General features: G+C 53.3%; 17 protein-coding genes. 12 read left to right on the top strand and 5 right to left on the bottom strand.

Features of this window, described 5'->3' with window-relative positions:
- The first annotated feature begins 2,255 nt into the window (after positions 1-2,255).
- Complete coding sequence (locus tag BLX24_RS34195; RefSeq protein WP_445422156.1) at positions 2,256-3,176, top strand: DUF11 domain-containing protein; 921 nt, start codon at positions 2,256-2,258, stop codon at positions 3,174-3,176.
- Between the two features lie 155 nt (positions 3,177-3,331).
- On the opposite strand, the gene BLX24_RS27215 is transcribed toward BLX24_RS34195, so the two are convergent.
- Entirely contained in the window at positions 3,332-3,925 is a 594-nt protein-coding gene (locus BLX24_RS27215; RefSeq protein ID WP_071506392.1) for a LytR/AlgR family response regulator transcription factor, read from the bottom strand.
- Positions 3,926-4,296: 371 nt separating this feature from the next.
- Here BLX24_RS27215 and BLX24_RS27220 point away from each other — a divergent pair, with 371 nt between their 5' ends.
- Positions 4,297-5,607, top strand: coding sequence for a sensor histidine kinase (locus BLX24_RS27220; protein ID WP_071506393.1), 1,311 nt, complete (start codon positions 4,297-4,299; stop codon positions 5,605-5,607).
- Positions 5,608-5,616: 9 nt separating this feature from the next.
- On the opposite strand, the gene BLX24_RS27225 is transcribed toward BLX24_RS27220, so the two are convergent.
- The gene (locus BLX24_RS27225; RefSeq protein WP_071506394.1) at positions 5,617-6,378 is read right to left on the bottom strand and encodes a LytR/AlgR family response regulator transcription factor; all 762 of its coding nucleotides are present in this window, start codon (positions 6,376-6,378) and stop codon (positions 5,617-5,619) included.
- Between the two features lie 380 nt (positions 6,379-6,758).
- Here BLX24_RS27225 and BLX24_RS27230 point away from each other — a divergent pair, with 380 nt between their 5' ends.
- From BLX24_RS27230 to BLX24_RS27245, 4 genes are all read left to right on the top strand, one after another.
- On the top strand, positions 6,759-7,913 hold the full coding sequence (locus BLX24_RS27230) for a zinc-dependent alcohol dehydrogenase (protein ID WP_071506435.1): 1,155 nt from the start codon (positions 6,759-6,761) through the stop codon (positions 7,911-7,913).
- Between the two features lie 5 nt (positions 7,914-7,918).
- Positions 7,919-8,413 carry a hypothetical protein gene (locus tag BLX24_RS27235; RefSeq protein ID WP_071506395.1) on the top strand — a complete coding sequence of 165 codons (495 nt, stop codon included), beginning with the start codon at positions 7,919-7,921 and terminating at the stop codon, positions 8,411-8,413.
- A 62-nt stretch (positions 8,414-8,475) separates the two neighbouring features.
- A complete protein-coding gene (locus BLX24_RS27240; RefSeq protein ID WP_083422210.1) occupies positions 8,476-9,687 on the top strand; it encodes a glycosyltransferase in 1,212 nt (403 codons plus the stop codon).
- Complete coding sequence (locus BLX24_RS27245) at positions 9,615-11,018, top strand: family 1 glycosylhydrolase (protein WP_143092832.1); 1,404 nt, start codon at positions 9,615-9,617, stop codon at positions 11,016-11,018. Before BLX24_RS27240 ends, BLX24_RS27245 begins: the two co-directional genes overlap by 73 nt.
- 137 nt (positions 11,019-11,155) lie before the next feature.
- Here BLX24_RS27245 and BLX24_RS27250 read toward each other — a convergent pair whose 3' ends face one another.
- Positions 11,156-12,106 carry a DUF4886 domain-containing protein gene (locus BLX24_RS27250; RefSeq protein ID WP_071506397.1) on the bottom strand — a complete coding sequence of 317 codons (951 nt, stop codon included), beginning with the start codon at positions 12,104-12,106 and terminating at the stop codon, positions 11,156-11,158.
- A 256-nt stretch (positions 12,107-12,362) separates the two neighbouring features.
- Between BLX24_RS27250 and BLX24_RS27255 the strand changes: the two genes are divergently transcribed.
- The gene (locus tag BLX24_RS27255; protein WP_071506437.1) at positions 12,363-13,610 is read left to right on the top strand and encodes a PQQ-dependent sugar dehydrogenase; all 1,248 of its coding nucleotides are present in this window, start codon (positions 12,363-12,365) and stop codon (positions 13,608-13,610) included.
- A gap of 90 nt (positions 13,611-13,700) precedes the next feature.
- Here the strand turns inward: BLX24_RS27255 and BLX24_RS27260 are convergent, their stop codons facing one another.
- Together BLX24_RS27260 and BLX24_RS27265 are read right to left on the bottom strand one after the other, a co-directional pair.
- On the bottom strand, positions 13,701-14,264 hold the full coding sequence (locus tag BLX24_RS27260; protein WP_071506398.1) for an antibiotic biosynthesis monooxygenase: 564 nt from the start codon (positions 14,262-14,264) through the stop codon (positions 13,701-13,703).
- Between the two features lie 81 nt (positions 14,265-14,345).
- Complete coding sequence (locus tag BLX24_RS27265; RefSeq protein WP_071506399.1) at positions 14,346-14,981, bottom strand: hypothetical protein; 636 nt, start codon at positions 14,979-14,981, stop codon at positions 14,346-14,348.
- 182 nt (positions 14,982-15,163) lie between these two features.
- Here BLX24_RS27265 and BLX24_RS27270 point away from each other — a divergent pair, with 182 nt between their 5' ends.
- From BLX24_RS27270 to BLX24_RS27290, 5 genes are all read left to right on the top strand, one after another.
- A complete protein-coding gene (locus tag BLX24_RS27270; RefSeq protein ID WP_071506400.1) occupies positions 15,164-16,420 on the top strand; it encodes an MFS transporter in 1,257 nt (418 codons plus the stop codon).
- 101 nt (positions 16,421-16,521) lie between these two features.
- Positions 16,522-18,015, top strand: a complete 1,494-nt coding sequence (locus BLX24_RS27275) for an L-fucose/L-arabinose isomerase family protein (protein ID WP_071506401.1) — start codon at positions 16,522-16,524, stop codon at positions 18,013-18,015.
- 36 nt (positions 18,016-18,051) lie between these two features.
- Positions 18,052-21,246 carry a SusC/RagA family TonB-linked outer membrane protein gene (locus BLX24_RS27280; protein WP_071506402.1) on the top strand — a complete coding sequence of 1,065 codons (3,195 nt, stop codon included), beginning with the start codon at positions 18,052-18,054 and terminating at the stop codon, positions 21,244-21,246.
- A gap of 27 nt (positions 21,247-21,273) precedes the next feature.
- Entirely contained in the window at positions 21,274-22,710 is a 1,437-nt protein-coding gene (locus BLX24_RS27285) for a RagB/SusD family nutrient uptake outer membrane protein (RefSeq protein ID WP_071506403.1), read from the top strand.
- A 37-nt stretch (positions 22,711-22,747) separates the two neighbouring features.
- On the top strand, positions 22,748-25,276 hold the full coding sequence (locus BLX24_RS27290) for a hypothetical protein (protein ID WP_071506404.1): 2,529 nt from the start codon (positions 22,748-22,750) through the stop codon (positions 25,274-25,276).
- Positions 25,277-25,318: the final 42 nt, after the last annotated feature.

Consider the following 25,318-nt stretch of genomic DNA (forward strand, 5'->3'; position numbering starts at 1 on the left):
CAGCCAACGCAGACCTACAGCGCCACGTGTGTGACGGGCCCAGGCTGTCAGACGACGGCGTCTTTGACGGTCAATACCCANTGGCGAGTTTAGTAGTGCTATCGGCCACAGTCTGTTACGGCAGCAGTGCCACCCTGATAGCCTCGGGTTGCACGGGCACGGTGACGTGGTCAACCAGCACGACGGGCACCAGCCTGATCACGCCGAATCTGACGCAAACGACGAATTATACGGCGACCTGTACGACCTCGACGGGTTCAGCGACTACAGCGGTGGGCACGGTGACGGTAATGCCGCAGCCGGTGCTGAGCCTTGCGGCCAGCGCCACGAATGTGACGGTGGGCACACCGGTGAGTTTGTCGGCCATCGGCTGTGCGGGCACGGTGAGCTGGTCAACGGGGGGCAACGGCAATACCATCAGCGTGACACCGTCGCAGCCAACGCAGACCTACAGCGCCACGTGTGTGACGGGCCCAGGCTGTCAGACGACGGCGTCTTTGACGGTCAATACCCAACCGGCGGCGAGTCTGGTAGTGGTTTCGGCGACGGTCTGTTACGGCAGCAGCGCCACGCTGACCGCCTCGGGTTGCACGGGCACCGTGACGTGGTCAACCAGCACGACGGGCAATACGCTGGTAACGCCTGCCCTGACACAAACGACGAATTATACGGCGACCTGTACGACCTCGACGGGTTCAGCGACTACAGCGGTGGGCACGGTGACGGTAATGCCGCAGCCGGTGCTGAGCCTGCAAGCTTCGTCAACCAACGTGACGGTTGGCACGCCGGTGAGCCTGTCGGCCATCGGCTGTGTGGGTACGGTAAGCTGGTCGACGGGCGGCAATGGCGTAGTGATCAGCGTAACGCCATCACAGCCAACGCAGACCTACAGCGCCACGTGCGTGACGGGTCCGGGCTGTCAGACGACGGCGTCTTTGACGGTCAATACCCAACCGGTGGCGAGTTTAGTAGTGCTATCGGCCACAGTCTGTTACGGCAGCAGTGCCACCCTGATAGCCTCGGGTTGCACGGGCACGGTGACGTGGTCAACCAGCACGACGGGCACCAGCACGACGGGCACCAGCCTGACCACGCCAAACCTGACGGCAACGACAAATTATACGGCGACCTGTACGACCTCGACGGGTTCAGCGACTACGGCGGTGGGCACGGTGACGGTAATGCCGCAGCCGGTGCTGAGCCTTGCGGCCAGCGCCACGAATGTGACGGTGGGCACACCGGTGAGTTTGTCGGCCATCGGCTGTGCGGGCACGGTGAGCTGGTCAACGGGGGGCAACGGCAATACCATCAGCGTGACACCGTCGCAGCCAACGCAGACCTACAGCGCCACGTGTGTGACGGGCCCAGGCTGTCAGACGACGGCGTCTTTGACGGTCAATACCCAACCGGCGGCGAGTCTGGTAGTGGTTTCGGCGACGGTCTGTTACGGCAGCAGCGCCACGCTGACCGCCTCGGGTTGCACGGGCACCGTGACGTGGTCAACCAGCACGACGGGCAATACGCTGGTAACGCCTGCCCTGACACAAACGACGAATTATACGGCGACCTGTACGACGCAGACCAACTCGACTACCACGGCGGTGGGCACGGTGACGGTAATGCCGCAGCCGGTGCTGAGCCTGTCTGCGGTGAAAGGAACAACTAATTCGATAACGCTGGTTGCCAACGGATGCGTTGGTTCTCTGGTCTGGTCAACCGGACAGACAACTACTCAGCTCATTGTTTCGCCAACGCCTGCGGTCCTGTACTCCGCGACCTGCACGACCGGGCCTGGCTGCACAACGGCCGCCCGCCTTCGAATCGGTACGATTCCGGCCAATGTACAGGTCGAAGCAACCGGCGGGGCAATTTGTGCCGGTCAGTCAGTGACGCTGACGGCTGTCAACTGCGGGGCCGATATCTGGTGGAGTAACGGACAAACTACGGCCACTATCGTTGTAATGCCTGCGCAAACGACCAGTTATACGGTGATCTGCCGTGACGACGTACAATCAGTATCCGCCCTGACAGGAGTAACGGTAAGCCCGGCCCCTGTGCTTCAACTGACGGCCGGCAGCGTAACCGCGCTGGCGGGTCAGCCGGTTACGCTGACCGCTACGGGTTGTCAAAGCGGCACGGTTGTCTGGTCAACGGGACAGAACGCGATACTGACGATTACCGTCAGTCCGACCGCTACCACCACCTATTCTGCCACGTGTGTGACAGGACCACAGTGTCAGACAACGGCCAGCCTGATGATTACCATCGGTCAGACACCCGAGCTGATTCTGAAAAAATTGGTTAGTACCAAAAAAGCACAGATAGGCGAAGTCGTCAGCTATACGCTGGTGCTGAGCAATACAGGCGGGGCTGCGGCAACGAATGTAGTCGTGCAGGATTCACTAAGTAGCGCTGTCGTACTGCTGCCTGCTTCCGTTGCTGCCTCAGCCGGGTCATTTGTTGCCGGTGTTCCCGGGAAATGGACATTGGGCAACCTGCCCGCCGGGGCAACGGCCACGCTAACCTACTCGGTAAGTGTGCTGGCAGAAGGGGTCATTTATAATACAGCCCGCCTGATCGGCATACCGGATAGTGAAACAACTGTCTGCGTAACCGTACCAATAAAAGTCTGTCAGGGAACAGCGTTCCAGATTGGGCTTACCGCCCCCGGAGGCTACAACAGTTATCAGTGGTATCGCAATGGTACGGCTATTCCATTGGCGACTGGCAGCAGCTATACGGCTACGCAGACGGGTGAGTATACCGTGGAGAGCAGTAATGTGCAATGCCCGTCTACGTCCTGCTGTCCGCTGATTATTGAATTGGATAGTGTACCGGCCTTTACGGTCGTACCAACATCACCGACCTGTGAGGGGGGGCAACCACGCAACGATGGCCGGCTGACGGTGCTGGGGCTGGGCCTGAATCCGGGTCAGTACCGGTATGCGATTACCGAAGGCAGCAGTTTTACCGCTGTTAATCCTGCCTTATCGGCGGTACCTGCCGACGGGTCACTGGCCACTAATCTGACCGGAGACCGGACGTATACGGTGCGAATGTATAATCAGTTGGGGTGTTACCGCGATGTGTCATTAACCCTAACGACAAATTGCAGTTGCCCACCGGCGATTTGTGTGCCGGTAACTGTTAAAAAAATACGCGCGTCGAGGCCATAAAAGAACAGCGGCGATCTAACTGAAAAAGCCCGGAACATCTGATGTTCCGGGCTTTTTCAGTTAGATCGCCGGGTAGTAAACCGCTCTATGAAATTTTGACTAAAAAACAAGCCTAAGTGCTGTGATATATGCCTGTTTTACGGAATGTATACGTGTTAATATTTCTTTACATTCAGATAGGCAGACGCAAATGCTAAGAAATTCTTTTTGTAGAATTTACTGATCGGTACTGAATAGTCTCCATCAAGATGCAAGGTGTTTTTTTGAATCGATTCCAGATGATCAATATTTATGCAGTATTTCTTATGGCATTGTTGAAATTGCTCACTGAGTGAACCCAACAGGCTTTTAAGTGATTTTTTTATAATATATCTTTTCTCTTTTGTGCATATGTAAGTGTAATTACCGTCTGCTTCAAGATAGATAACATTACGCAGCGTAATTAAGTCATTCTTATTTCCTTTTTTCAGCAGGAGTAAGTCAGGCCTGAAGTCTTTATCCGGAAGAATAGAGAAACTTTGTATGGGCTGCGTAAATTCATCATTGTTGGGAATAAACTGCTTAAAGGTATTCGTCCTGTTATTACTGCTGCCCTTGCCGGACAGGGAACTATCGGCACGTGGAAATGTAATAATCCGTACGTCTATTTTTTCATTATTTACGTTGATAATGAGTGTGTGTTCTGCTTTTAACGTTGACACTAAATGAGTGATGTCTTCCGCTTTTTTGAACGATATAACGCGATCCATCGTAAACCCGGTTCTTTTCCATGATCATGAATGAGTTGGCAAAAAAAATGACACTAAAGTATACATATTCGTAACTTATAATAGCCACATAACGCTTAAGCCTATCTCAAAAGTATCAGGTCTGCTGTAAACGAATTGGTGTTCTGACTCAGTTTCCTATCAGTAATTCCGTAATTCCTGTCATTATATAGCTACTATCAGTGCTTTTTCAGCCATTATCGATCATTTTTATTTGTATGTCGTATACGTAATCCAATAGTCGGCTGACAGAGTACAAGAGTGTGCAAATCGGTTGAATTACTGAAGCAATTGCTACTTAATGTCTATTTTCATCCTAATTTTGCCAACAGAAAGTACTCAGCGGCATTCCAATGAAAACAAGTATAGATAGGTATAAGAAGTCATTGAGCGTTATATATGGCAGTCTGGACAGTGATCGGCTGGAGGTTCCGCTAATCGATTCAATACGTGCTAAGATTATAAACCTGTATAGTATTATCACAGTTGCCATATTTTGCCTTGTTGGTATTTTATCACTATTAACCAACCAACCTTCCCGACTTTTTGATTTAATTCCGCTGACATTGGGGTTTCCCTTGCTGGTCTCTTTCTTTTTATATACCGGCAGGTTAAATAAGGCCCGTTATGCACTGGTTATCTCTTCGTTTCTGGTAATTGCCTATATTGCTGTAAGACGGTTGCAGGAAGGCGTAGATTCACACGTAGAAATTAATGTCATACAACTTTGCCTGATTGCGCATTTACTTTTCGATGGATTTTTTTCATGGATCCTGATTATAGGTTATATTATTTTGTTTGTTGCGATCCGATTAATTACGATATTCTATTTAGGTAAACCATTTGATCAGGATGATTTTATCCATGAACTATTAAGTATTTTAATCGTAAGCTATAGCAGTTATGCGGCTAAAAAATACATAAAGGATATTCAACTTATTCTGACCAGGCAGAGTGAGGGTTTGTTTGCGCAAAAAAATGATCTGGAAAAGTCAAATCTCTATAAAGATAAACTTTTCAATATTCTCAGTCATGATTTAAGAAGTCCGGTAAGTTCGGTAAAAATACTGTTGGAAAACTTAGCAGATCAGTACAAAGAAAAAACAGAAATCCGGTATGCCGCTGATTATGTAGACAAGGTATATTTAAATCTGGATAATTTACTGCATTGGTCGAGACTACAGCGATCGGGCTGGAAACTCTATTTTTCAGAAACAGACATCAATAGCATTGTTTCAGCTATTTTAACGAATTTTATGCGCGATGTGGCTGTAAAACAGGTTGATATAGCCGTAGATCTGGCACCTGTAAGGTTGTATTCAGATGAATATTTACTGGAAATTATACTCAGAAATATTATCCAGAATGCCATCAAATTTAGTCATACCGGCGGTAAGATCCATATACGGAGTCGCCTTTTGGATACGTACTGCTATATCTCGATCGAGGACTTTGGGGTTGGAATGCCGGACGATGTAATAAAGAGTATAGCAGATGGGCATATACCTTCGACCAAAGGCACCTTAGGGGAAAAGGGAACCGGCATCGGCCTGGAGATCTGTAACGAACTGGCGAAGCTGCTACAAGGCGCACTTACCTTCAGGAGCAACCCCGGTAAGGGAACCATCGTAACCGTTTGTATACCGGTTAACAGGCAGCACTGAAGTCTGCGTCTACCTGCCCGAAAGCAACTTCTTTTTTAGGTCCACCAACAAAACCGGTGCGTTCGACAGCACATTTTTTACATTCGCTTTGTAGGTGATCCCGATTGGAACTTCCGCATCCGGCATCCGGACGTGTGCTGTATCCACATGGGCGATATGCCGGATATTCACTATAAACGATTTATGTACCCGCAAAAAAGTATCGGCTGGTAGTAAGCTTTCAAAATTAGAAAGCCAGCCGTCTACGACGGTTATCCCTTTATCCGAAAAAATTTTTACATAGGGCCCGAATGCCTGCGCGTAGTAGATATCAGAAAGTAGAAATCGGATGTTTTTCCGGCCGCTCTTGAAATAGATGAACTCAGGATCAATAAGTTTTTTTGAGGGAGACAGCAATGCTTTCCCGGCGACATAGTTCAGGTGATCTCTGCCGCGGATCACTGCTTTCAGCAGCCGCTCGTAGCTGAACGGTTTCATGACATAATCCACCACACAGTCTATGTTAAAACATTCGACCGCAGGGTCGCGGTGAACCGTCAGCATGATAACGGCAGAGTCGGGCCGGAGTACCTCAAGCAGATAGTCAGCGTTATTATCCGGAAGGTTGTAATCTAAGAAAATAAAATCGGCCGGCTCGATCAAAAGCCCTTCTAAGGCAGCCGAAACGGTGGTATATACCCTTGGAGAAGTAAACAATCCCGTTCTTTCAATAAACTTTACAAGCTGTTGGCTATACACAACATCATCTTCAACGATTGCACAGCTTTCCATATACGTTCCTATGATCTGATATAAAACGGGAAGTTATAAATCTCTGCTTACTTATCCATAAGAAAGTCATATTTACTTGTATCCATAAACAAATTGTTAATCGTATCTGGCTTGCGGAATCTTTTTCCTGCTAAAGACGGCCTTGACCGCTTTAACGTCAAGGTATTTACACAATCCCTGTAACGGATTCAGGATTTCAGACGATGCCGGCATTCGGGCAGCAAGACGGGTTGTCTGTTGCCGTCAAGTCGAAACGGTACGTTGCCTCACTTTATGGCAGATCTGCGGGGGCAAACCCGGCAGCGAAGGTTACATTAACGAGGACAATGTCCATCAGGAATACACCTCGTAGTTTAACACTTTACTCAAGTCTGATGAATATGCTGGCCATGAATTACAGAGGCCCACAGCGGGTCCGGATTGATAATAAGCCAATGCCACAAATTCAGCATCCGGAAGATGCGATTGTCCGGGTTACCCGTAGCTGTATATGTGGGTCTGATCTTCATTTATACAACGGGAATGTGCCCGATACGCGTCCGGGTTCTACGTTCGGGCATGAGTTTATCGGGGTAGTAGAGGAAGTAGGTGCTGATATCCGGCAGCTTAAAGTTGGCGATATGGTGATGGTCCCCTTCAATATTGCCTGCGGGAAGTGTGCGTTTTGCCGCCAGGAGTTGTATGGGAACTGCCATGAATCAAACCCTGAAGCAACAGCCGTTGGCGGTATTTTCGGGTATTCGCACACCGCAGGAGGCTATGACGGCGGACAGGCAGAATACGTTCGGGTGCCGTACGCAGATTTTGGCCCGACCGTCATCCCTGACTGGATGCATCCGGACGATGCCGTACTGCTGACCGATGTTGTGCCTACCGGATATCAGGCGGCCGAAATGGGAGGTATACAGCCCGGTGATACCGTTGTTGTATTTGGAGCAGGGCCGATCGGCATCATGGCCGCTAAATGTGCCTGGCTTTTCGGGGCAGGCCGGGTTATCGTGATCGATCAGGAAGAATACCGCCTGGAGTTTGTCCGCAACTTTGCGCAGTGCGAAGCCTATAATTTCCGCTCTATTGAAGATCCGGTGGTGTTCATTAAAAAAACAACAGACTGGATGGGCGCTGACGTATGCATCGATGCGGTAGGGGCCGAAGCCGCCGGAAATGCGCTGAATACCCTCACTGGCCGGAAAATGTTGTTGCAGGCCGGGTCATCGACCGCGTTGCACTGGGCCATTAATTCGGTTAAAAAAGGCGGCGTGGTTTCGATTGTCGGGGTATACGGGCCAACGGATAACCTGATCCCGATCGGGAATGTTGTCAACAAAGGCATTACCATACGCGCCAATCAGGCCTCTGTCAAACGCTTACTCCCCCGGTTAATTGAGCATATCCGGAACGGCATTCTGGATCCCAAAGCCATGATTACGCACCGTATTCCGCTCGAAGAAGTGGCGGATGCCTACCGTATTTTCTCCGACAAACTGGACAACTGTATTAAAACGGTATTGATTCCACCTAAATCAAACGCATAAATTCCATGGACAAATTAGCGCAGAAGTACACCCATATCAACGGGTGGGGGATTGATATTGACCCTAAGAATGACCCGACGTATCCTATTAAAAAAAGGACCAATGAAGAACAGGAAGGGTATACCTGGCAACGACCGGCGCAGCAACAGAGCCATGTTGAGGTCTTACACTCCATCGAGCGCCCGAACCTGTCGGCTACCTTCGGAACGAGCGTGCCGCCACGGGGGCTGAGCGGGCAGCTGCGTCGCTATGCGTTTAAGTACAGTGAGTCGCATTACGGCCACTGGCTCCCGTTGCTGCTTGCCGACCGGGTTGCGGCGGTAGAAGGGATCGTGGCCGACCTTAAGCAGGGGAGAATCCCTGACTTTTTTGCCGAAAAAGGCCGGAAAGCCGAATGGAAATACAACCCGCAGCGGGTGGTAATCCGGGTTGCGGTAACCGTTGCCGTGGCTACGGCCGCGTGGGCATTTTTCAATAGTAAGCGCAAAGGGCATGAGTAGGCTGCCGGCAATAAAGGGGGATATAAAATCCTGTAAACGTTAACATTAAGACGTACTCAACCATGCGATCAGAACATAGCGTAACACTGCCGGATCAGGGAACGACCGCGTTTGCCGGAGAAACGGCTGACACGGTGCCTGGTCCGGAAAATGACCTGCAGGGACTTATCTGCTTTTCACACCTGCGCTGGAATTTTGTTTATCAGCGTCCTCAGCATTTAATGTCTCGGGCGAGTAACCATTGGCCGGTGTATTTCTGGGAAGAACCCGTAGAAGATGATACAGAAGGGCTTCAGATGAAGCAGGTGGGGCCGGCTATCTTTGTGCTTTGCCCGCATATTGCCCCGTCACGGATGCCCGAAGAGCGCATCCGGCTACAAGGGGAATGGCTGGCCGCGTGGGTACAAAAAAACGGATTAACCAATTATGCGGTCTGGTATTACACCCCCATGATGCGTCAGTTCAGCGATATACTGCGGCCGGCGATAGCCATCTATGACTGCATGGATGAATTATCCGGCTTTCTGGGGGCGCACACCGATTTAGGGGCGCTGGAAGGTTCCCTGATGCAACATGTTGATCTGTTGTTTACCGGTGGTCCGGGCTTATTCGAACACAAAAGGCATTTTCATCCGAATGCGTATTTATTTCCCAGCGCCATTGATTTTAATCACTTCAGTCAGGCACGTAAGGAACTACAGGAACCGGCCGATCAGGCTGCGGTTGATGGGGTCAAAATAGGCTTCTGCGGGGTAATCGACGAGCGCTTTGATACCGCACTGGTAAAACAGCTGGCTGCCAGCCAGCCCGGCTGGCAGTTTATTTTTCTGGGGCCGGTGGTCAAAATTGCGCCGGAATCGCTCCCGACAGGGCCGAACCTGCATTATCTGGGCATGAAGGCGTATGCTGAACTGCCGGCTTACCTGGCCCACTGGCAGGTGGCGATGCTGCCGTTTGCTCTTAACAAGGCCACCCGGTTCATCAGCCCGACAAAAACACCTGAGTACTTAGCTGCCGGGCTGCCGGTGGTATCGACGCCGATCACCGATGTAAAAACAGTCTATGAAAAATGGGCATGTGTGTTTATCGGAGCAGATGCAGAGGCGTTTGAACGCGCCATCATGTCCGTTCTGAGTACCAAAGCATTTGCCTGCCAGAAGGACCTGGACAACTGGCTGAAATCAAATTCATGGGAGGCAACATGGAAAAGAATGTACGCCCTGATACAGAGCCAGTTGATAGAGGCTCCGGTATACAGGCAGGAAATCCGCTAAAACCAGCTTCTCCTGAGCTTTGGGGAGGCGTTGAGTGTACCATCAACCGGGTAGGAGAGGCCTACATGAGTCAGCTTGCCCGCAGCGGTCACCTGCACCGCTTGTCGGACCTCGACGCATTTGCCGGCCTGGACATAAAAACCATCCGGTACCCCATATTGTGGGAGGCACTGGCACCCGCGCAGCAGGATACCACAGACTGGCAGTGGGCCGATCAACGCCTCCGCCATCTGGCAAAGGCAGGGATTCAGCCGGTTGTAGGGCTGGTGCATCATGGGTGTGGTCCCCGCTACGCGACATTTGACCAGCCTGAGCGGTTTGAACAGGGATTGGTGCACTTTGCCGCCGGCCTGGCCAGACGCCACCCCGGAATACAGGCCTATACGCCCATCAATGAGCCCATGACTACGGCCCGCTTTTCGGGACTCTACGGGCATTGGTATCCGCATCAGCGGGATCCGTATTCGTTTTTCAAACTTCTGTTCTGTCAGTGCCGGGCAACGATAAACGCCATGAAGGCGATCCGGGAGGTCAATTCGGATGCGCAGCTGATACAAACCGAAGATCTGGGGAAAACGCATGCTACGGATGCGCTGCAGTATCAGGCCGACTGGGAAAACGACCGGCGCTGGCTTACGTGGGATTTGCTGACGGGTAGCTTTACCCCTGCCCACCCGTTGTGGCAATATTGCCGGTGGCTTGGTTTTACAGACCATGAACTCTGGTACTTCGCCGACAACCCCTGCCCGCCGGATATCATCGGGATCAATCATTACATAACCAGTGAGCGCTATCTGGATGATAACCTGTCGGGCTATCCGGAAGCGATGTGGGGAGGCAACGGCCAACACCGGTACGTGGATACGGAAGTGGTACGGGCAGCCCCTGCCCGACGGGCCGGATTGGGCGCCCTCATCGAAGAAACGTGGGCACGCTACAAACGACCGCTGGCCCTCACCGAAGTGCACATAGGGGCCAGTGCAGAAGAACAACTGCTTTGGCTACACGAAGCCTGGGTAATTGCCCGGGCCGCCAAAACAGCCGGTATTGATGTTAAAGCTGTTACTTCCTGGGCGTTATTGGGTTCATTTGACTGGCATTGCTTAGTAACCAGACAGGACAATCATTATGAGCCGGGGGTATACGATTGCCGGGGGAAGGCATTGGTGGCAATGCCGCTGGAAGCCCTGGTTCGCCGCCTGGCAGCAGGCCGGTCGGCCCGGGATTTACTGCCTCAGGGCAAAGGATGGTGGCATCAGCGTTTGTCGGAACCGCCAACGAAAACGCCCCATAGCCTCATGAAACATAGCCCTGTTGAGGCCTTACAGTAGGGCTTGCCGAAATCAATATAAGAGCAGACCGGCCGGCTTGAACCCGGCCGGTTTATTTATGAACGCCCTGCTCAGCTGAACAACGCCCTACGCTTCCGCAATACGTTCAGGCTGTGTCAGGCCGTCAAATCAGGCCGTTATCGGGCCAGGGTCCATGTGTGCTTCGCTTTCGACCGGGTTTTTAAAACCGTTTTCCACGCGGTTTTCCGTAATTGTCCGGCAAAGGCTTCATCCACCGTTTCGGGGCGGAAGGTCAGCTTTTCGGGCGATTCATTGAACAGAAAGCTGTACCAGACCAGGCCGCCCAGCAAGCAACCGGCGTCGTTGGCGTGATGCGAATCGAAAGCCAGTTTGTCTTTATCCCACCGGTAACCTACGTGGAGTGAATGCGTTTGATCGGGCAATACCGGTGCCTTAAGCTGAGCAGGATTAACGGGTTGCTTGGCACGATACCCCCATTTCCGGCTCGAACTGATCCGGTAAAAGGCATCTCCGTTCGGAATGACCGGAACGCCCAGGGCTCCGGCCGTTGCGTGGTAGGCCGCCCGCGACGCCTGCCACATCTGCCGGGCATTTCTGGCCGAATCGTTCGGGGAAATCCGGCTGAAGTCTTTCGAGTCGGTACGGTAAGCCCAGGTCTGGTGGAATACTATCTGTGCCTGTGGCTGTAGTTTCTTCACAAAGTCGTACAACTTACGGGCATAGGGCTGGTACGTGCTGCTGTCGCCGGAAAGAATAGAGGCCTGCTGAATCGTCACCACATCCCACGTGCCTGCCGATAGTAAGTCTTTTAACGATTTACCCGAATAGGGTTTGCCCTTCGGATCGTTGGGGTCTTTTTCGGCCGCCTCGGCGTGCTCCCAGTGCCGTTGCAGGGAACTGCCTCCAATCTCGGCCCGTCCGATCACCAGGCTATGGCCGCCCTCTTTGCTCAGCTGCGGCAGAAACTTCGAGGCATTCTGGGAAAAACTGTTGCCGATCATAAACAAGCGCAACGGCTTACCCGACTGTGCGCCGGCCGTGAAGGCAACGACAAAAAACAGGAGCAGAAAGACGTAGCGAGGGCGGCAGGCGCGGTAATGAGTCATGCTGGGTTGAGTGTCCGTTTGATAAACCGGTGAAAAGGGCCGTTCCGGAACAGGTGATGAAGCAGCCCTGTGTAATAAGCATATTGACCGGAGAATCTATTGACAGACGCCGGAATTAATGCGTTAAAACGTAAACCGGCCGGTCCTTTCGCTCGTGAAAAAAGACGAATGGTGCCGGATTTAGTTATATGAACTAAGTAGGCTGACAGCAGGTGTTAGCCGAATGATGGCTAAACAGAAAACATACATTCAGAAGATGAAAAAGGTAATCCACTCAATCCCTTGTAAATGGTCGTTGTTTGTTGCCGGTGCGATGCTGCTGGCTGCATGTGATCCCGATGTTGATCAGGAAAATACTACGCCGGGCGGGACACTGACACCCGTAGAAACAAAACCGGCTAATACAACCTATACGCCCGCTTTTGAAGGGCAGACCCGCGTTGCCGGCACTCAGACTACAACGGCTTACGAAGGCCGTGTGCTGACCGAAAGCCTGCAAAACCCGTGGGGGATTACAACCCTCCCCGATGGCCGTTTGCTGATCACGCAGAAGGGCGGCACCATGCGGATTGTAACCACCGGTGGTCAGGTGAGTGAGCCAATTACGGGCTTGCCGGCCGTGAATGCATCCGGTCAGGGCGGTTTACTGGGCGTCCGCGTTGATCCGGCCTTTGCCACCAACCGGATGGTCTACTGGGTGTTCTCTGAGAACAGCGCGAATGGCAATGCAACGGCCGTTGCCAAAGGCATGTTGTCGGCCGATGAGAAAACCATCCAGAACCCGACGGTTATCTACCGGGCACTGCCTGCCTACAGCGGCACACTTCATTATGGAGGCCGTATTCTGATTGATAACAGCGGCAACCTGATTATCAGCACCGGCGAACGCTCCGATCTGGTAACCCGTCCGCAGGCCCAATCGCTCAATTCGGCACTGGGCAAGGTGATCCGGATTACAAAGGACGGCCAGGCGGCGACGGGAAATCCGCTTGCGGGGCAGTCGGGAGCTTTGCCGGAAATTTATTCGTACGGCCACCGAAACGTACAGGGGCTGGCCTTTCATCCGGTAACGGGTGACCTGTGGGAAGCCGAATTCGGCCCGCTCGGCGGCGACGAAGTGAACCGGATTCAGGCTGGTAAAAACTATGGCTGGCCAACCATTACCTACGGACTCGAATACAGCGGTCAAACCATCGGAGCCGGTATTCAGCAGCAGAGCGGCATGGAGCAGCCGGTCTATTACTGGGACCCTGTGGTGTCGCCGAGCGGCATGACGTTTTATACCGGCGATAACATGCCGGAATGGAAAAATAACCTGTTTCTGGGTGGCCTGAGCGGGATGCACATTGTCAGGCTGGTGATTAACAGCGAAAATAAAGTAGTGGGCGAAGAGCGGTTACTGGCCGGGGAGCAGCAGCGTTTCCGCGACATTACGCAAGGCACCGACGGCTATTTATATGCGGTAACGGATCAGGGACGGTTGTACCGGATCGGGCGGAAATAAAGCAGATCACTACAGCAGCATTGCCTGAAAGGGAGACCGGATCAACGTCGGGTCTCCCTTTTTTATGGGTTTCTGCGTCACCGGTATCGCTTAGCGGTATAGCCACCGGGCTACTAACCGGACGAAACGCGGCATAATCACAAAGGTCATTAAGGCAACGATGGTGGCGCTGACCACAAAGGATCTCACCACCGGAACAAACAGTACCGGTAACAGATCGAATAAGGGCGACAGGATTTTGGGAACCAGTATAGATAACGGAAAAATAGCCGTTAAAGTAATGAGATATTGCTTGTAAGGAGGGGCTGCTTTTTTAGACGCAGGCGGGGTAAACCAGAACTCCAGACCGGTCCGGATGTCGATGCGTTCGGCATCATTAAGATAGGGCCTGACCTTGTCGACCAGCTTTTTCCGGGTCTCCGAGTTGAGCCATTGGCGGAGGTTAGCTTCCGAATCAAAATGCAGCACGACCGTATAGGCATCATGTTCACCGTGAGGCCGGATGATGTTCACCCCGCGATGTCCGGTGGCCTGTTGCGCCAGCGGCGTAATTTCTTTCAGCCATTCCTCATAGAGATGTGTGCAGGCTTTTAGCGGACGCTGAACAATAATGGTAGTGACAGGGCTGTCGATCTCAAGCGGGGTTGTGTTCATGGGTTTGGCAGTTGAGTAAGCGGACCGGATCGGTGAATTTACATAAAATGACCGATCCGGTCCACGTCCTGCCGGAAAGCTTTACCGCAGAAATACGTAATTAACCCCGATTTGAGGTTGGAGTGGAGCACCGTTGAAGGTTTTCATGCCGTAGTAAAATTCCTTCTGCCAGGTCAAGGCAAGGTCAGCGCGCAGCGCCGGGGTTATACCAATCGTAACGCCTGCGCCCAGCGTCGGGCTGTGAATCGCCTTTGTGCCCCCGAGGGCCCTATACGTAAGAACTGAGGTTGAGGAGGAGGGCGGCGTTGTTGACGGATTGTAGGTTGTAATCGTTACTTTCTGTTCTCCGTTGTCTTGTTTAAAACCGAACTGCCATGAAGCCAGGATGTACGGCGAAATCCGTGTTTGCGTAAGCTGAAAGCGGAGTTGCGGTCCTGCCACGTAAGAGTAAAGTCTGATAGGATCGGCAGCAAGCATCCGCCAGGTGGTATTGATGCCAAGCAGCAGTTGGTCGGCCACAAAATAACCACCCCGTAAATGGACAGCTGTATTATTCCCCAGCAGCTGGTCCGGGGTTCGGGTGCCCTGCACGCCGATCATCCACGACCCTTTCGGATAGCCAAACGGGCGTACGGCAACCCGGCGTTCCTGGGCAGCGACGTTCATAAACGAAACAAGGGTAAGAAAAGCAATGGCGCATGAGATAAACGTTTTCATGGAGGATATGTATAAGGATTGGATGGAATGCTATCGTTGATACGTGCTTTTAGTGTAAATATTGTCTTTACCGGATACAGCACGGCAAAATTCAATTAAAAAATAAAATTGTTTAATAGCTGTTGCTTTTATTATAGCTGTACTTATATCTTTGTGTTGTCTAACTTAGTGCGTTAAGTTATATGCGCAACAACATACGCTGGCTCATCGTTTTTATGCTTTTCGTGGCTACCGGTCTGAGTTTTCTCGACCGGCAGGTGCTTTCGATTGCCATTATCAAAATCCAGGAGGAGTTTAAGATCTCCGATGTAGAATACGGGTTGATCAATACCAGTTTTCTGATCAGTTACGCTATTATGTTCACGGTCGGTGGCTGGCTGATTGACCGGGTCGGCGGAAAAACAGGGTTAGCCGTTTCGGTCGGGCTTTGGTCGGTCGCCAACAGCCTGCACGCCGTTATGCATTCATTTACCCAACTGCTGACGTTCCGTTTTTTTCTGGGAATGGGCGAAGGCGGGTGCTTTCCCGGGGCCGCCTGGACAGTTTACCGCTGGTTCGATAATAAAGAACGGGCGCTGGCTAACGGCATCGCCATCGGTGGCTCGGCTATCGGCGCGGTTGTTGCTCCGCCACTAACCATCTGGCTATCTACACACTATGGCTGGCGGGGCGGCTTTCTGATTCCCGGCCTGACCGGCATTGCCTGGGTGGCCGTGTGGCTGCTGATTCCGTGGCGTAAAGAACAGCTACAGGGTGAAACACAGCCAACGCCGGTCGTTACTATCCCGCTATTGACGTTGCTGCGCAACCGGGTTACCTGGGTTTTTATCCTGATCCGCTTTATGCTCGATCCCGTTTTTTATTTTATGATGTTCTGGATCCCTAAATACCTGAGTGCCGTCCGGAATGTATCGTTTGAGGAAATCGGGACTCTTTTCTGGATTCCGTTTCTGGCCCTTGGAGTAGCTAATATACTCGGTGGCTGGTTATCGGGCCGACTGATTGCCGGTGGGTTTTCCGTGAATAAGGCCCGGAAAACGGTAATGGGCCTTGCTGCGGCTCTTACGCTTACCGCTCCGCTGATTGAGTGGACATCGTCGGTCAATATGGCGGTGGCGCTGATGGCCGTATTTATGTTTGCCCACGGGTTCTGGATCACCAACTACATCACGGCTATTTCGGATATGTTCGGGCAAAAGGCCACCTCAACGGTTGTCGGGCTTTCGGGGACGGCCGGTGCCTTGTCCGGATTGTTGCTGAACCCGCTAATGGGCGCTGTAATTCAGCAGTATAGCTACCGGCCTCTATGGATCGCGTCGGGGCTGCTGTACCCCCTTGCCTTTCTGTTACTACGCTGGCTGATTCCCCGTATTCAGGAACTTGACAGAAACAATCATGCTCCGGCGGGCGAACCTTCTCCGCTTCCTGAAACGGCATAAATTCCTGTATTGAGCTGGCAGGCTAAACCAGTCTGCCTTCTTTTGGGCGTAATTTTACTTAGTGCACTAACTTGAGTTGTATTATACACGAACCGAAAATTATGGAAAATCATCTGTTGAATAGCATAACGGCCGAACAGACGGGCATCAGTCCCCGTAAAAAGACCCGTCCGCGTATTGGCGTGTTTGGCGTTGGCTATGTCAAATACTGGGGGCAATTTGACGGTTTGCTGGACGATATGCTCCGGAAACAGGCTGTATTTATCGAAAAACTAGACAAACTGGACGCGGCTGATGTCGTGGATTTTGGTCTGGTCGACGAAGCGACAAAGGCCTATGACCTGGTCCCAAAGCTGAATGCGGCGAATCTGGACCTGATTTTTTGTGACATGCTTACCTATGCCACCTCCAGCACGTTCGGGGTCATTATCCGGAGCGTCAGTGTGCCGATTGTACTGGTGGCCCTACAACCCGACAAAGCCATGGACTACAGCAATGCGTCGACGTATTTACAGCTGTATAACGATGACATTTGCTCGCTTCCTGAATTTACCGGCGTCGCCGTCCGGATGGGCAAAAAGGTGCCGGAAATGATCATCGGAACGCTTTACGACGACCCGCAGGCGGATGCCGAGATTGAAGAGTACTGCCGGATTGCGGCTGTGCTGCATGATCTGAAAACGGCCCGTATCGGCCATATCGGCCATCCGATTGAGGCCATGCTCGATATGCACTCAGATTCAACCATGCTTACCGCCCATTTCGGTCCGCATATTGTGCAGTGTGAGGCCCACGAGATTGTCACGCAGTATCTGCAGGCGACCGAAGACGAAATTGATGGGCTGAAAGAACGCATACTCGCCTTTTTCGATACCCCTGATCCGGTGTCTGATCCGATTTCGGAGAAATTACGGGACGCTGATCTGTACGTGGCAGCGCGGGCGGCGGTGGCGCTGGAGCGCTTTATTAAGGCCCGGAAGCTGGATGGACTGGCTTACTATTACGACGGACCCGATAACAGTGATACGCGGGTCGTGATGTCGAACCTGATCGTAGGAAACTCGCTGTTGCAGGGGGCGGGCTTCCCGATGTGCGGTGAGTCGGACCTCAAAACCTGCATTGCCATGCTGATTATGGAGCGGCTGGGTATCGGCGGCAGCTTTGCCGAATTCCATCCGGTTGATTTTAAGGAAGATTTTGTGCTGGTCGGCCACGACGGGCCGCATAACATCGCCATTGCCGAAGGGCAGCCTGTGTTGCGGAGTCTGAAAAAGTACCACGGCAAGCCGGGCTTCGGAGCCGGTGTCGAATTCAAAATCAAGGAAGGGCCAATTACGATGTTGAGCATCAACTCCACGTTCGACGGCAAAATAAAGTTCATCATTGCCGAAGGCGAGTCTATTGCGGGCCCGATTCCACCCACAGGAAATACCAACACCAGAGGCTTTTTTAAACCTGATGTCCGCACATTTCTGAAACGCTGGATCAGCGAAGGACCGACCCATCATTTTGCGCTCGGGGTCGGCCACCATGCCGGTACTATCCGGAAAATTGCTGATTACCTGAACGTTGAGTCTGTGATTATCAGTGGTTAATCAATCGTTTCATCATTCCTGAACCCTTAAAACGCAATGAACCATTATCTGTTTTATCGCCTGCGACTTCTGGTTATTGGCAGCATGCTGAGTGTGCTGACCGTGGCTAACCTCGTACATGCCCAATCGAATAAACTACTGATCAGCGGCAAAATTACGGCCGCTGAAGATGGCGGGGAACTGGTGGGTGCAACCATTACGGAAAAAGGCACCTCAAACGGTACGACCTCCGACGCCGGTGGCCTCTTTAAACTGAACATTTCCCCGGGCAGTACGCTGGTGGTGAGTTTTATCGGGTATGCGCCGCAGGAAATCCCGGTCAACGGACGGACAACGGTCAACGTGTCGCTGAAAACCGACCAGCAGCAGCTACAGGACGTGGTGGTGGTCGGCTACGGTACCCAGCGGAAAAAAGACCTGACGGGCTCACTCGTTAACCTGACCAACAAGGACCTCGTGCCGGTACCGTCGGCGACGAGTGTCGATCAGATGATGCAGGGCAAAGTGGCCGGCGTGCAGATTACGCAGACATCGGGAGCCCCCGGCGGCAACGTCAACGTGCTGATTCGCGGAATCAGCTCCATCACCGGCGGTAACTCCCCCCTCTATGTGGTCGACGGCTATGCCATCGGTACGGGCGGGGGCGGTTCTGACCTGAGTACGTTTGCTGCTAACTCCTATTCGGCCAGCAACATGGCCGGTAGCAGCGGTACGAACCGGGTCAACCCGTTAACGACCATTAACCCGTCTGATATTGAATCCATTCAGGTCCTGAAGGATGCCTCGGCAACGGCTATCTATGGGTCGCGGGGGGCAAACGGGGTAGTGATCATCACGACCAAACGGGGTAAAACCGGCAAACCGCAAATCAGTTTTGAGCATTCGACCGGTATTCAGGAGCTGGCCAAAAAGCTGGATTTGCTCTCGCCCCGCGAATATGCCGAATATGTGGCCGAAGGGCGGGATAATGCCTGGGTATTTGCCGGCGGAAAGGCCAGTGATCCGAATAGTGTCCGCAGCACGGCCACGCAGGTAAAACCGGAATTCCGGAATCCGGGCCAGTTTACAGGAAATGGCACCGACTGGCAGGATGTCATTTTCCGGCAGGGCATCGTTCAGAACTATCAGCTGTCGGCGAGCGGCACCAGCCGCGACGTTGGCTACTACGTATCGGGCGGTTTCTTCGACCAGAAGGGGATCATCATTGGGTCTGATTTCAAGAAGTTTACGCTACGGACCAACATTGACGCCCACCTGACCGATAAACTGAAACTCGGCGCCTCTTTCTCGGGAGCACACTCGTACGGGAATTTTGCCCGGGCAGAGGGGCACCTGCAATACCGTGGCCTGATCTCGGCTGCGCTGGCCAGCGACCCGACCATTCCGGTGTATAATGCCGATGGTACGCCGTATTCTGAGTTTTCGAGCCCGACAGGAATTCCGGTGGAGAATCCGGTGGTGATTGCCGCCGAATTCTCGGATCAGCGGAATAATACCAATGTCTTTACCAACAACTACTTACAGTACGAAATTGCGCCGGGCTTTGTCTTTAAAACGTCAGTAGGGGTCAACTATTCCAACAACGTAACCCGCCTCTGGAAATCATCGAAGGTAGGGCTGGCAACGAGCCGGACCGGTGCCGCAACCGCAGGGGTCACCGAAATCAAAAGCCTCAACTGGCTGAACGAAAACACGCTGAACTACCGGCATAAGTTTGGCAATGTGCATGATATCGACGCGCTGGTCGGTTATACGATCCAGAAAAATACCGACCAGGTGTTGCAGGCGGGGGCTACCGATTTCCCGACGGACGATGTACACTATCTGGCGGCAGGAGCCGTTACGTCGGGTACAGATTACAAAAGCGAGTGGTCGATGATGTCATGGCTGGCGCGGGTAAACTATACGCTGGCCGGCAAATATCTCTTTACGGCAACGGTGCGTGCCGACGGGAGTTCACGGTTCGGGAAGCAGAACCGCTGGGGTACCTTCCCGTCGTTCTCATTTGCGTATCGAGTGTCGGATGAGTCGTTTATGAAGTCGGTGCCGGTAATCAATGACCTGAAACTGCGGGCTAGTTACGGCATTGCGGGCAACAACCTGATCCCGAACTATGCCAGCCAGGGGCTGCTGAGTATTCTGCGGAATGTGCAGGGCGGGCAGGTGGTGTCGGGTGTGGCTCCGTCGAGTTTATCGAACGATCTGCTGACGTGGGAACAGTCACTGCAAACCAACCTTGGTCTGGACCTGTCGCTGTTCAATAACCGGCTATCGTTTGTGGTCGATGCATACCGGTCACACAAAAAGAACCTGCTGCTCAACGTGATTCTGCCGGCTGCTTCGGGCTTTGGCTCGTCGGTACAGAACATCGGCGAAATTGAAAACAAGGGGCTTGAACTGACCATCAATGCGCAGGCGATCCGGAAGGGCGCCTTTCAGTGGAATACCGATTTCAACATCAGCTGGAACCGCAATAAGGTGCTGGCGCTGAACTCGGCAACGGCCCGGATTCAGACGTCAGACTATCAGGTGGCCCAGGTCGGGTATCCGATTTCCAGCTTCCGGCTGCTGAATATTCTGGGCGTTTTCCAGACCCAGCAGGAGGTCGATGCCAGTCCGAAACAACATCCGCGCGTTCAGCCCGGCGATTACAAATACCAGGACGCTAACGGCGACGGCACCATTACGGCCGCCGACCGGACAATTGTCGGTAATCCGTGGCCCGACTTTACGTGGGGTTTCGGCAACCGGTTTTCCTACAAAAACCTGACGCTGAACATCAGCGTAAACGGTTCGCAGGGGAACGAAATTTATTTCCAGGGGGGTGAGGTGTCGCTGAACGGGGCAGGGGTTCAGAACCAGCTGGGGGTGATGGCCGATCGCTGGCGGTCGGCCGATAATCCGGGAGCAGGCCGGTATTCACGGGCCATCCGGAATGATTATGCGTTTGGTTTCAGCGCCGGTACGACAAAATACCTGTTCGACGGTTCGTATGTCCGCATCCGGAATGTGAACCTGAACTATGCCTTCCCGAATGCGCTGACGAAAAAGCTCCGGCTACAGGCCCTGTCGCTGTATGCCGACGTAACCAACCTGTACACCTTTACAAAATACCCCGGCTATGATCCGGAAGGGAGTACCACCGGTGATAACGTGGCGCGGAGCGGCATTGATTTCTTTGCGTACCCGAATCCGCGTACCTACACACTTGGTCTTCGTGTTTCGCTGTAAATCCCTGATACATAGTACGCTACTATTATGAAAAAGAAACTATTCCTTATCCTGATGATGGCCGGTGCGTTGGTATCCTGCAAAGACTTCCTCGCCCTTGCCCCTGAATACCAGATTAGTGAACAGACGTTTTATAAAAGCCAGAATGACTTTGAAACGGCCTTGACAGGTGTGTACGGCACCTTCCGGGGACTGTTCAGCAGCAACGTGCTGTATATGACCGAACTGTCGACCGATAACGCCGAAATTCAATGGTCATCACCCTCGACAGATGAGATGCAGATGGATCAGAACGCCGTTACGTCGACCAACGCGTTTGTGCAGGCGGTCTGGAACAGCTGTCTGTACACCATTTCGCGCAGCAACGCAATCCTGAACCGGATCGACGGGGTCAGTTTCGATCAGACGGCCAAAGACCGGATTAAAGGCGAGGCAAAGTTTATGCGGGCCTATGCTTATTTCTACCTGGTCCGGCTTTACGGAAATGTACCCATCATCACGCAGACGTTCAGTAGTCCGGCGCAGGTGTCGGCCGCTGATTTATCGCTGAAACCGGCCAGTGAGGTGTATGCCTTTTTGGTTAAGGATCTGACCGAAGCCGAGGCGCTGTTGCCGGCGGGCGGAAACACCGACAAAACGCGGGCGTCGCGGCTATCGGCCAAAGCCCTGCTCGGCAAAGTTTATCTGACACAGAAAAGCTATGATCTGGCCGCCGCCAAACTAAAGGAGGTAATCGATGCGAAAACGTACTCGCTGGCCGCTAATTACCAGACGCTGTTCACGAACGGGAATAACAACCTGGCCGAATCCGTTTTCGAGATGCAGTTTGTTTCGGGGCGGAGTCTGGGCAACAACTATTCGGCGCTGTTTACACCCGCCATTACGAGCATGGCGATTTTTACCAACAACCTCCAGGGCTCGGGCCGCATTACGCCGACCCTGAACCTGCTGAATGCCTACGAGGCCGGTGACGCCCGTAAGGCGGTGTCGGTCAATGATTCGGTAAGCCTGATCGGCGGCAAGAAGTCATACAGCCGGTATGGATTAAAATTCGTTGATTTTAAGGCGATTGATCTGTCAGACGGCAGCGTCACCTTTACCGCGCTGCGCTATGCCGATGTGCTGCTGATGTATGCCGAAGCGCTGAATGAGCAGGGCAAACCCGCCGAAGCCATTCCGTATATCAATCAGGTCCGGACGCGGGCCAAACTGGGTAACCTGACGGTGCAGACGCAGGCAGATGTCCGGCAGGCGATTGAAAATGAGCGCCGGGTTGAGTTTCTGTACGAAGGTCAGCGGTGGTTTGACCTGGTCCGGACGGGCCGTGCACTGACCGTCATGAACGCCCACTATGCCAGCCTGAAACTCTCGTTCAAACTCGATGAGTTCGAACTGATCTTCCCGATTCCGCAAAATGAGGTCGATCTTAACCCGGCGATGGTGAAACAAAATCCGGGGTATTAAACGGGGTAAATCACCGGAAAACCTGACTTTCAATTGTATGCGTATTCTACTGTTTGCCTTTCTCAGCATTGCCGTTTCCGGCTTTATGCCGGGTCCCGAAATGCAGCAACCGGACAACCCGGCCCTGCGGGGGAAGCCCTTTAACAACATTACCCTGGAACTGTCGCTGAAACCGTTTAAGAAAAATGACCAGGCGTATTACCGGCAGGTCTCCACGGAACTGTTTACCCAGTGGTCGGCGCTGCTGCGACATGCCGATACGGTATCTGTCATGCTCTGGACCGGCGACGGGTCTGAGATTCTGGACTATACGGGCCGGATGAACCAACCCCTGGAATGGGCCCGCTACATGGGTAATCCGAATACAGACCATGCTGTCGGGTCGGGGCCGAAGGAGCTTTCGCTACACGAGCGGGCGTACCTGTACATGGAGAATCCGCCGTCGTTTACCTACGGCGACCTGAAAGGCATCATTCAATCGCTGAAGGAAGCCGGTAGCCGGGTGACGGGTAAGCCTATCCGGATCGGGGCAACGTTTGATCCGGGGCCGGAATTTGCGAAGTCGGCCTTTAAATACAAAAAGCACCCCGAAATTCTGGGTGGCAATGCCATGGGCCACAAAACCATGGTCAGTTGTTATGCCACGCTGAACGCTGATACAGCGCACTATGCCGGTTTCCCGTCCGGAATCCCGGCCAACACCCCGTTCGGCACGTTTCTGGGGCGCCAAAGCCAGCATTTTCTGACCGATCTGGGCTATGACTACATCTGGCTCAGCAACGGGTTCGGGTTTGGCGTGGAAGGCTGGTCATCGACCGGTGCCATTTTCAACGGGCAGGCGTTTGCCAGCGAAAAACTGGCCAACACCCGTGCGCTGATTGCTGATTTCTGGAACCGGTTCCGGAAAGAATGCCCCGGTTTCGAGATTCAGACGCGGGGAACGAATCTGTCTGCCGGAGCCGATCTGGCCCGCGATGGTGTTGACCTGAAGCAGATTTACGGGGGTAACTACAACATGCTGCCCCCGCCCAACTCGCCCTGGGCCGCCCTCGACGGTGATTTCGGGCTGGAGATGGCCGGTTATATGTCGCGCATGGCCGAGCTGCCCGATGAGCGGTATCTGTTCCGGTACTACACCCACGATCCGTGGTGGGTCAATAGCCCGTGGCTCGACCGGTACGGGCAGGAACCGCACGATATTTACCTGCCCATGGCCGTTGCCCGGATCAATGCCAGCGGTGACGTCCGGCTGCCCACGCACCTGAATTTTCTGACGGCCGACAATACCTACGGCGACATGCCCGCGCAGGTGCCCGACGAGGTAACGCCGCATATCCTGAAAGCCCGGTATGATTCGCCGACCGCGCCGGGGCCGCTGGTTTGGGTATATCCTTTTGAGGAGTACCATACCTGGGCGTACAAACAGCCCGGCCGCCTGCCCGAAATTTACTACGGGGACTGGCTGATCCGGCAGGCGATCAACAACGGGTTTCCGCTCAATACGGTGATTTCGACCGGTTCCTTTCAGCGTGTGCTGGCCGGAAAGCCGGCTTATTTCGGGGAGTCCGTGCTGGTCAGTATTGTACCGGAGGCGAATTCTGCGCAGGAAAAAGCCCTGATTGGCTTCGTTCAGAACGGCGGTAAACTGCTCGTTTACGGTCCGGCCGACCATGCCGGCAGCGCCTTTCTCGACCTGCTGAACGGCCGCAATGCGGCACCGCTGGAAGGCGACTTCCTGGTCTCATCGATGATCAATGCCGACCGGCTGGCCAAACCGGCACCGGCGAAAATCACGCACCGGGCCTTATTTTCGGGCGGGGGCATCACCACACTGGTAAACGACAAGGCCGATAAGTTTACCCGCGTGCTGACCCGGATGACGCAGGCCGGTAATAGCCGGGATGTAGTCTGGGTGCGCGAACTGCCAGCCTGGAAAGGCGGAAAAGTGGCCTATGTGCGGGGCACCAACTCCAGCCGGTTTACCGGCGGTAAACTGCTGACACCTGACAACCCCGATGAGCTGTTTACGGGGCCGTTGCTGATGCGGTATGTGCTCCGTGAGTTCGGGCTGGATTACCGTATAGACAAGAAAGATCCATCGGTCAAAAATCCGGTGCTGGCCATTGCGCGGGGCAATAACGGGTTTTTCTTTTCGGGCTATTGCCCGAACACGACGGTAACCCACCGCTTCCGGCTGCCGCAGGGCGCTCCGCTGCTGACCGGCTACGAAACCGATCTCGACAACGGATTTTCGGTCTATAACCTGCCGAAAGCCTGGCATCGCGAAAGCCGTTTTTTTGTCGATCAGGCCGATGGGCAGGTGTCGTGTCAGGAGATGACGTCGGGTGTACAGTACATGAAACGGTGTGTGAAGCTGACGGGGCTAAAAAACGCAACGGTCCGTATTTATCCGGATGAGGGCGTATCAGAGCAGGCACTACGGGTATATACCAACTCGGGTTATCCGTGGAAAAAAGGGCAGACCGCCGTTAAGCCCGGCGACCGGAAATACGGCCATCACTACGTTGTTGAAAACGTGACCGGAGAGCTTGTGGCTTTCTGGTAAGTGCGGCTGAAGGCTACTGTGTTACGCGGAGTTGTGGTGTAA

The sequence above is a fragment of the Arsenicibacter rosenii genome (assembly GCF_001870735.1).
Taxonomy (GTDB): domain Bacteria; phylum Bacteroidota; class Bacteroidia; order Cytophagales; family Spirosomataceae; genus Arsenicibacter; species Arsenicibacter rosenii.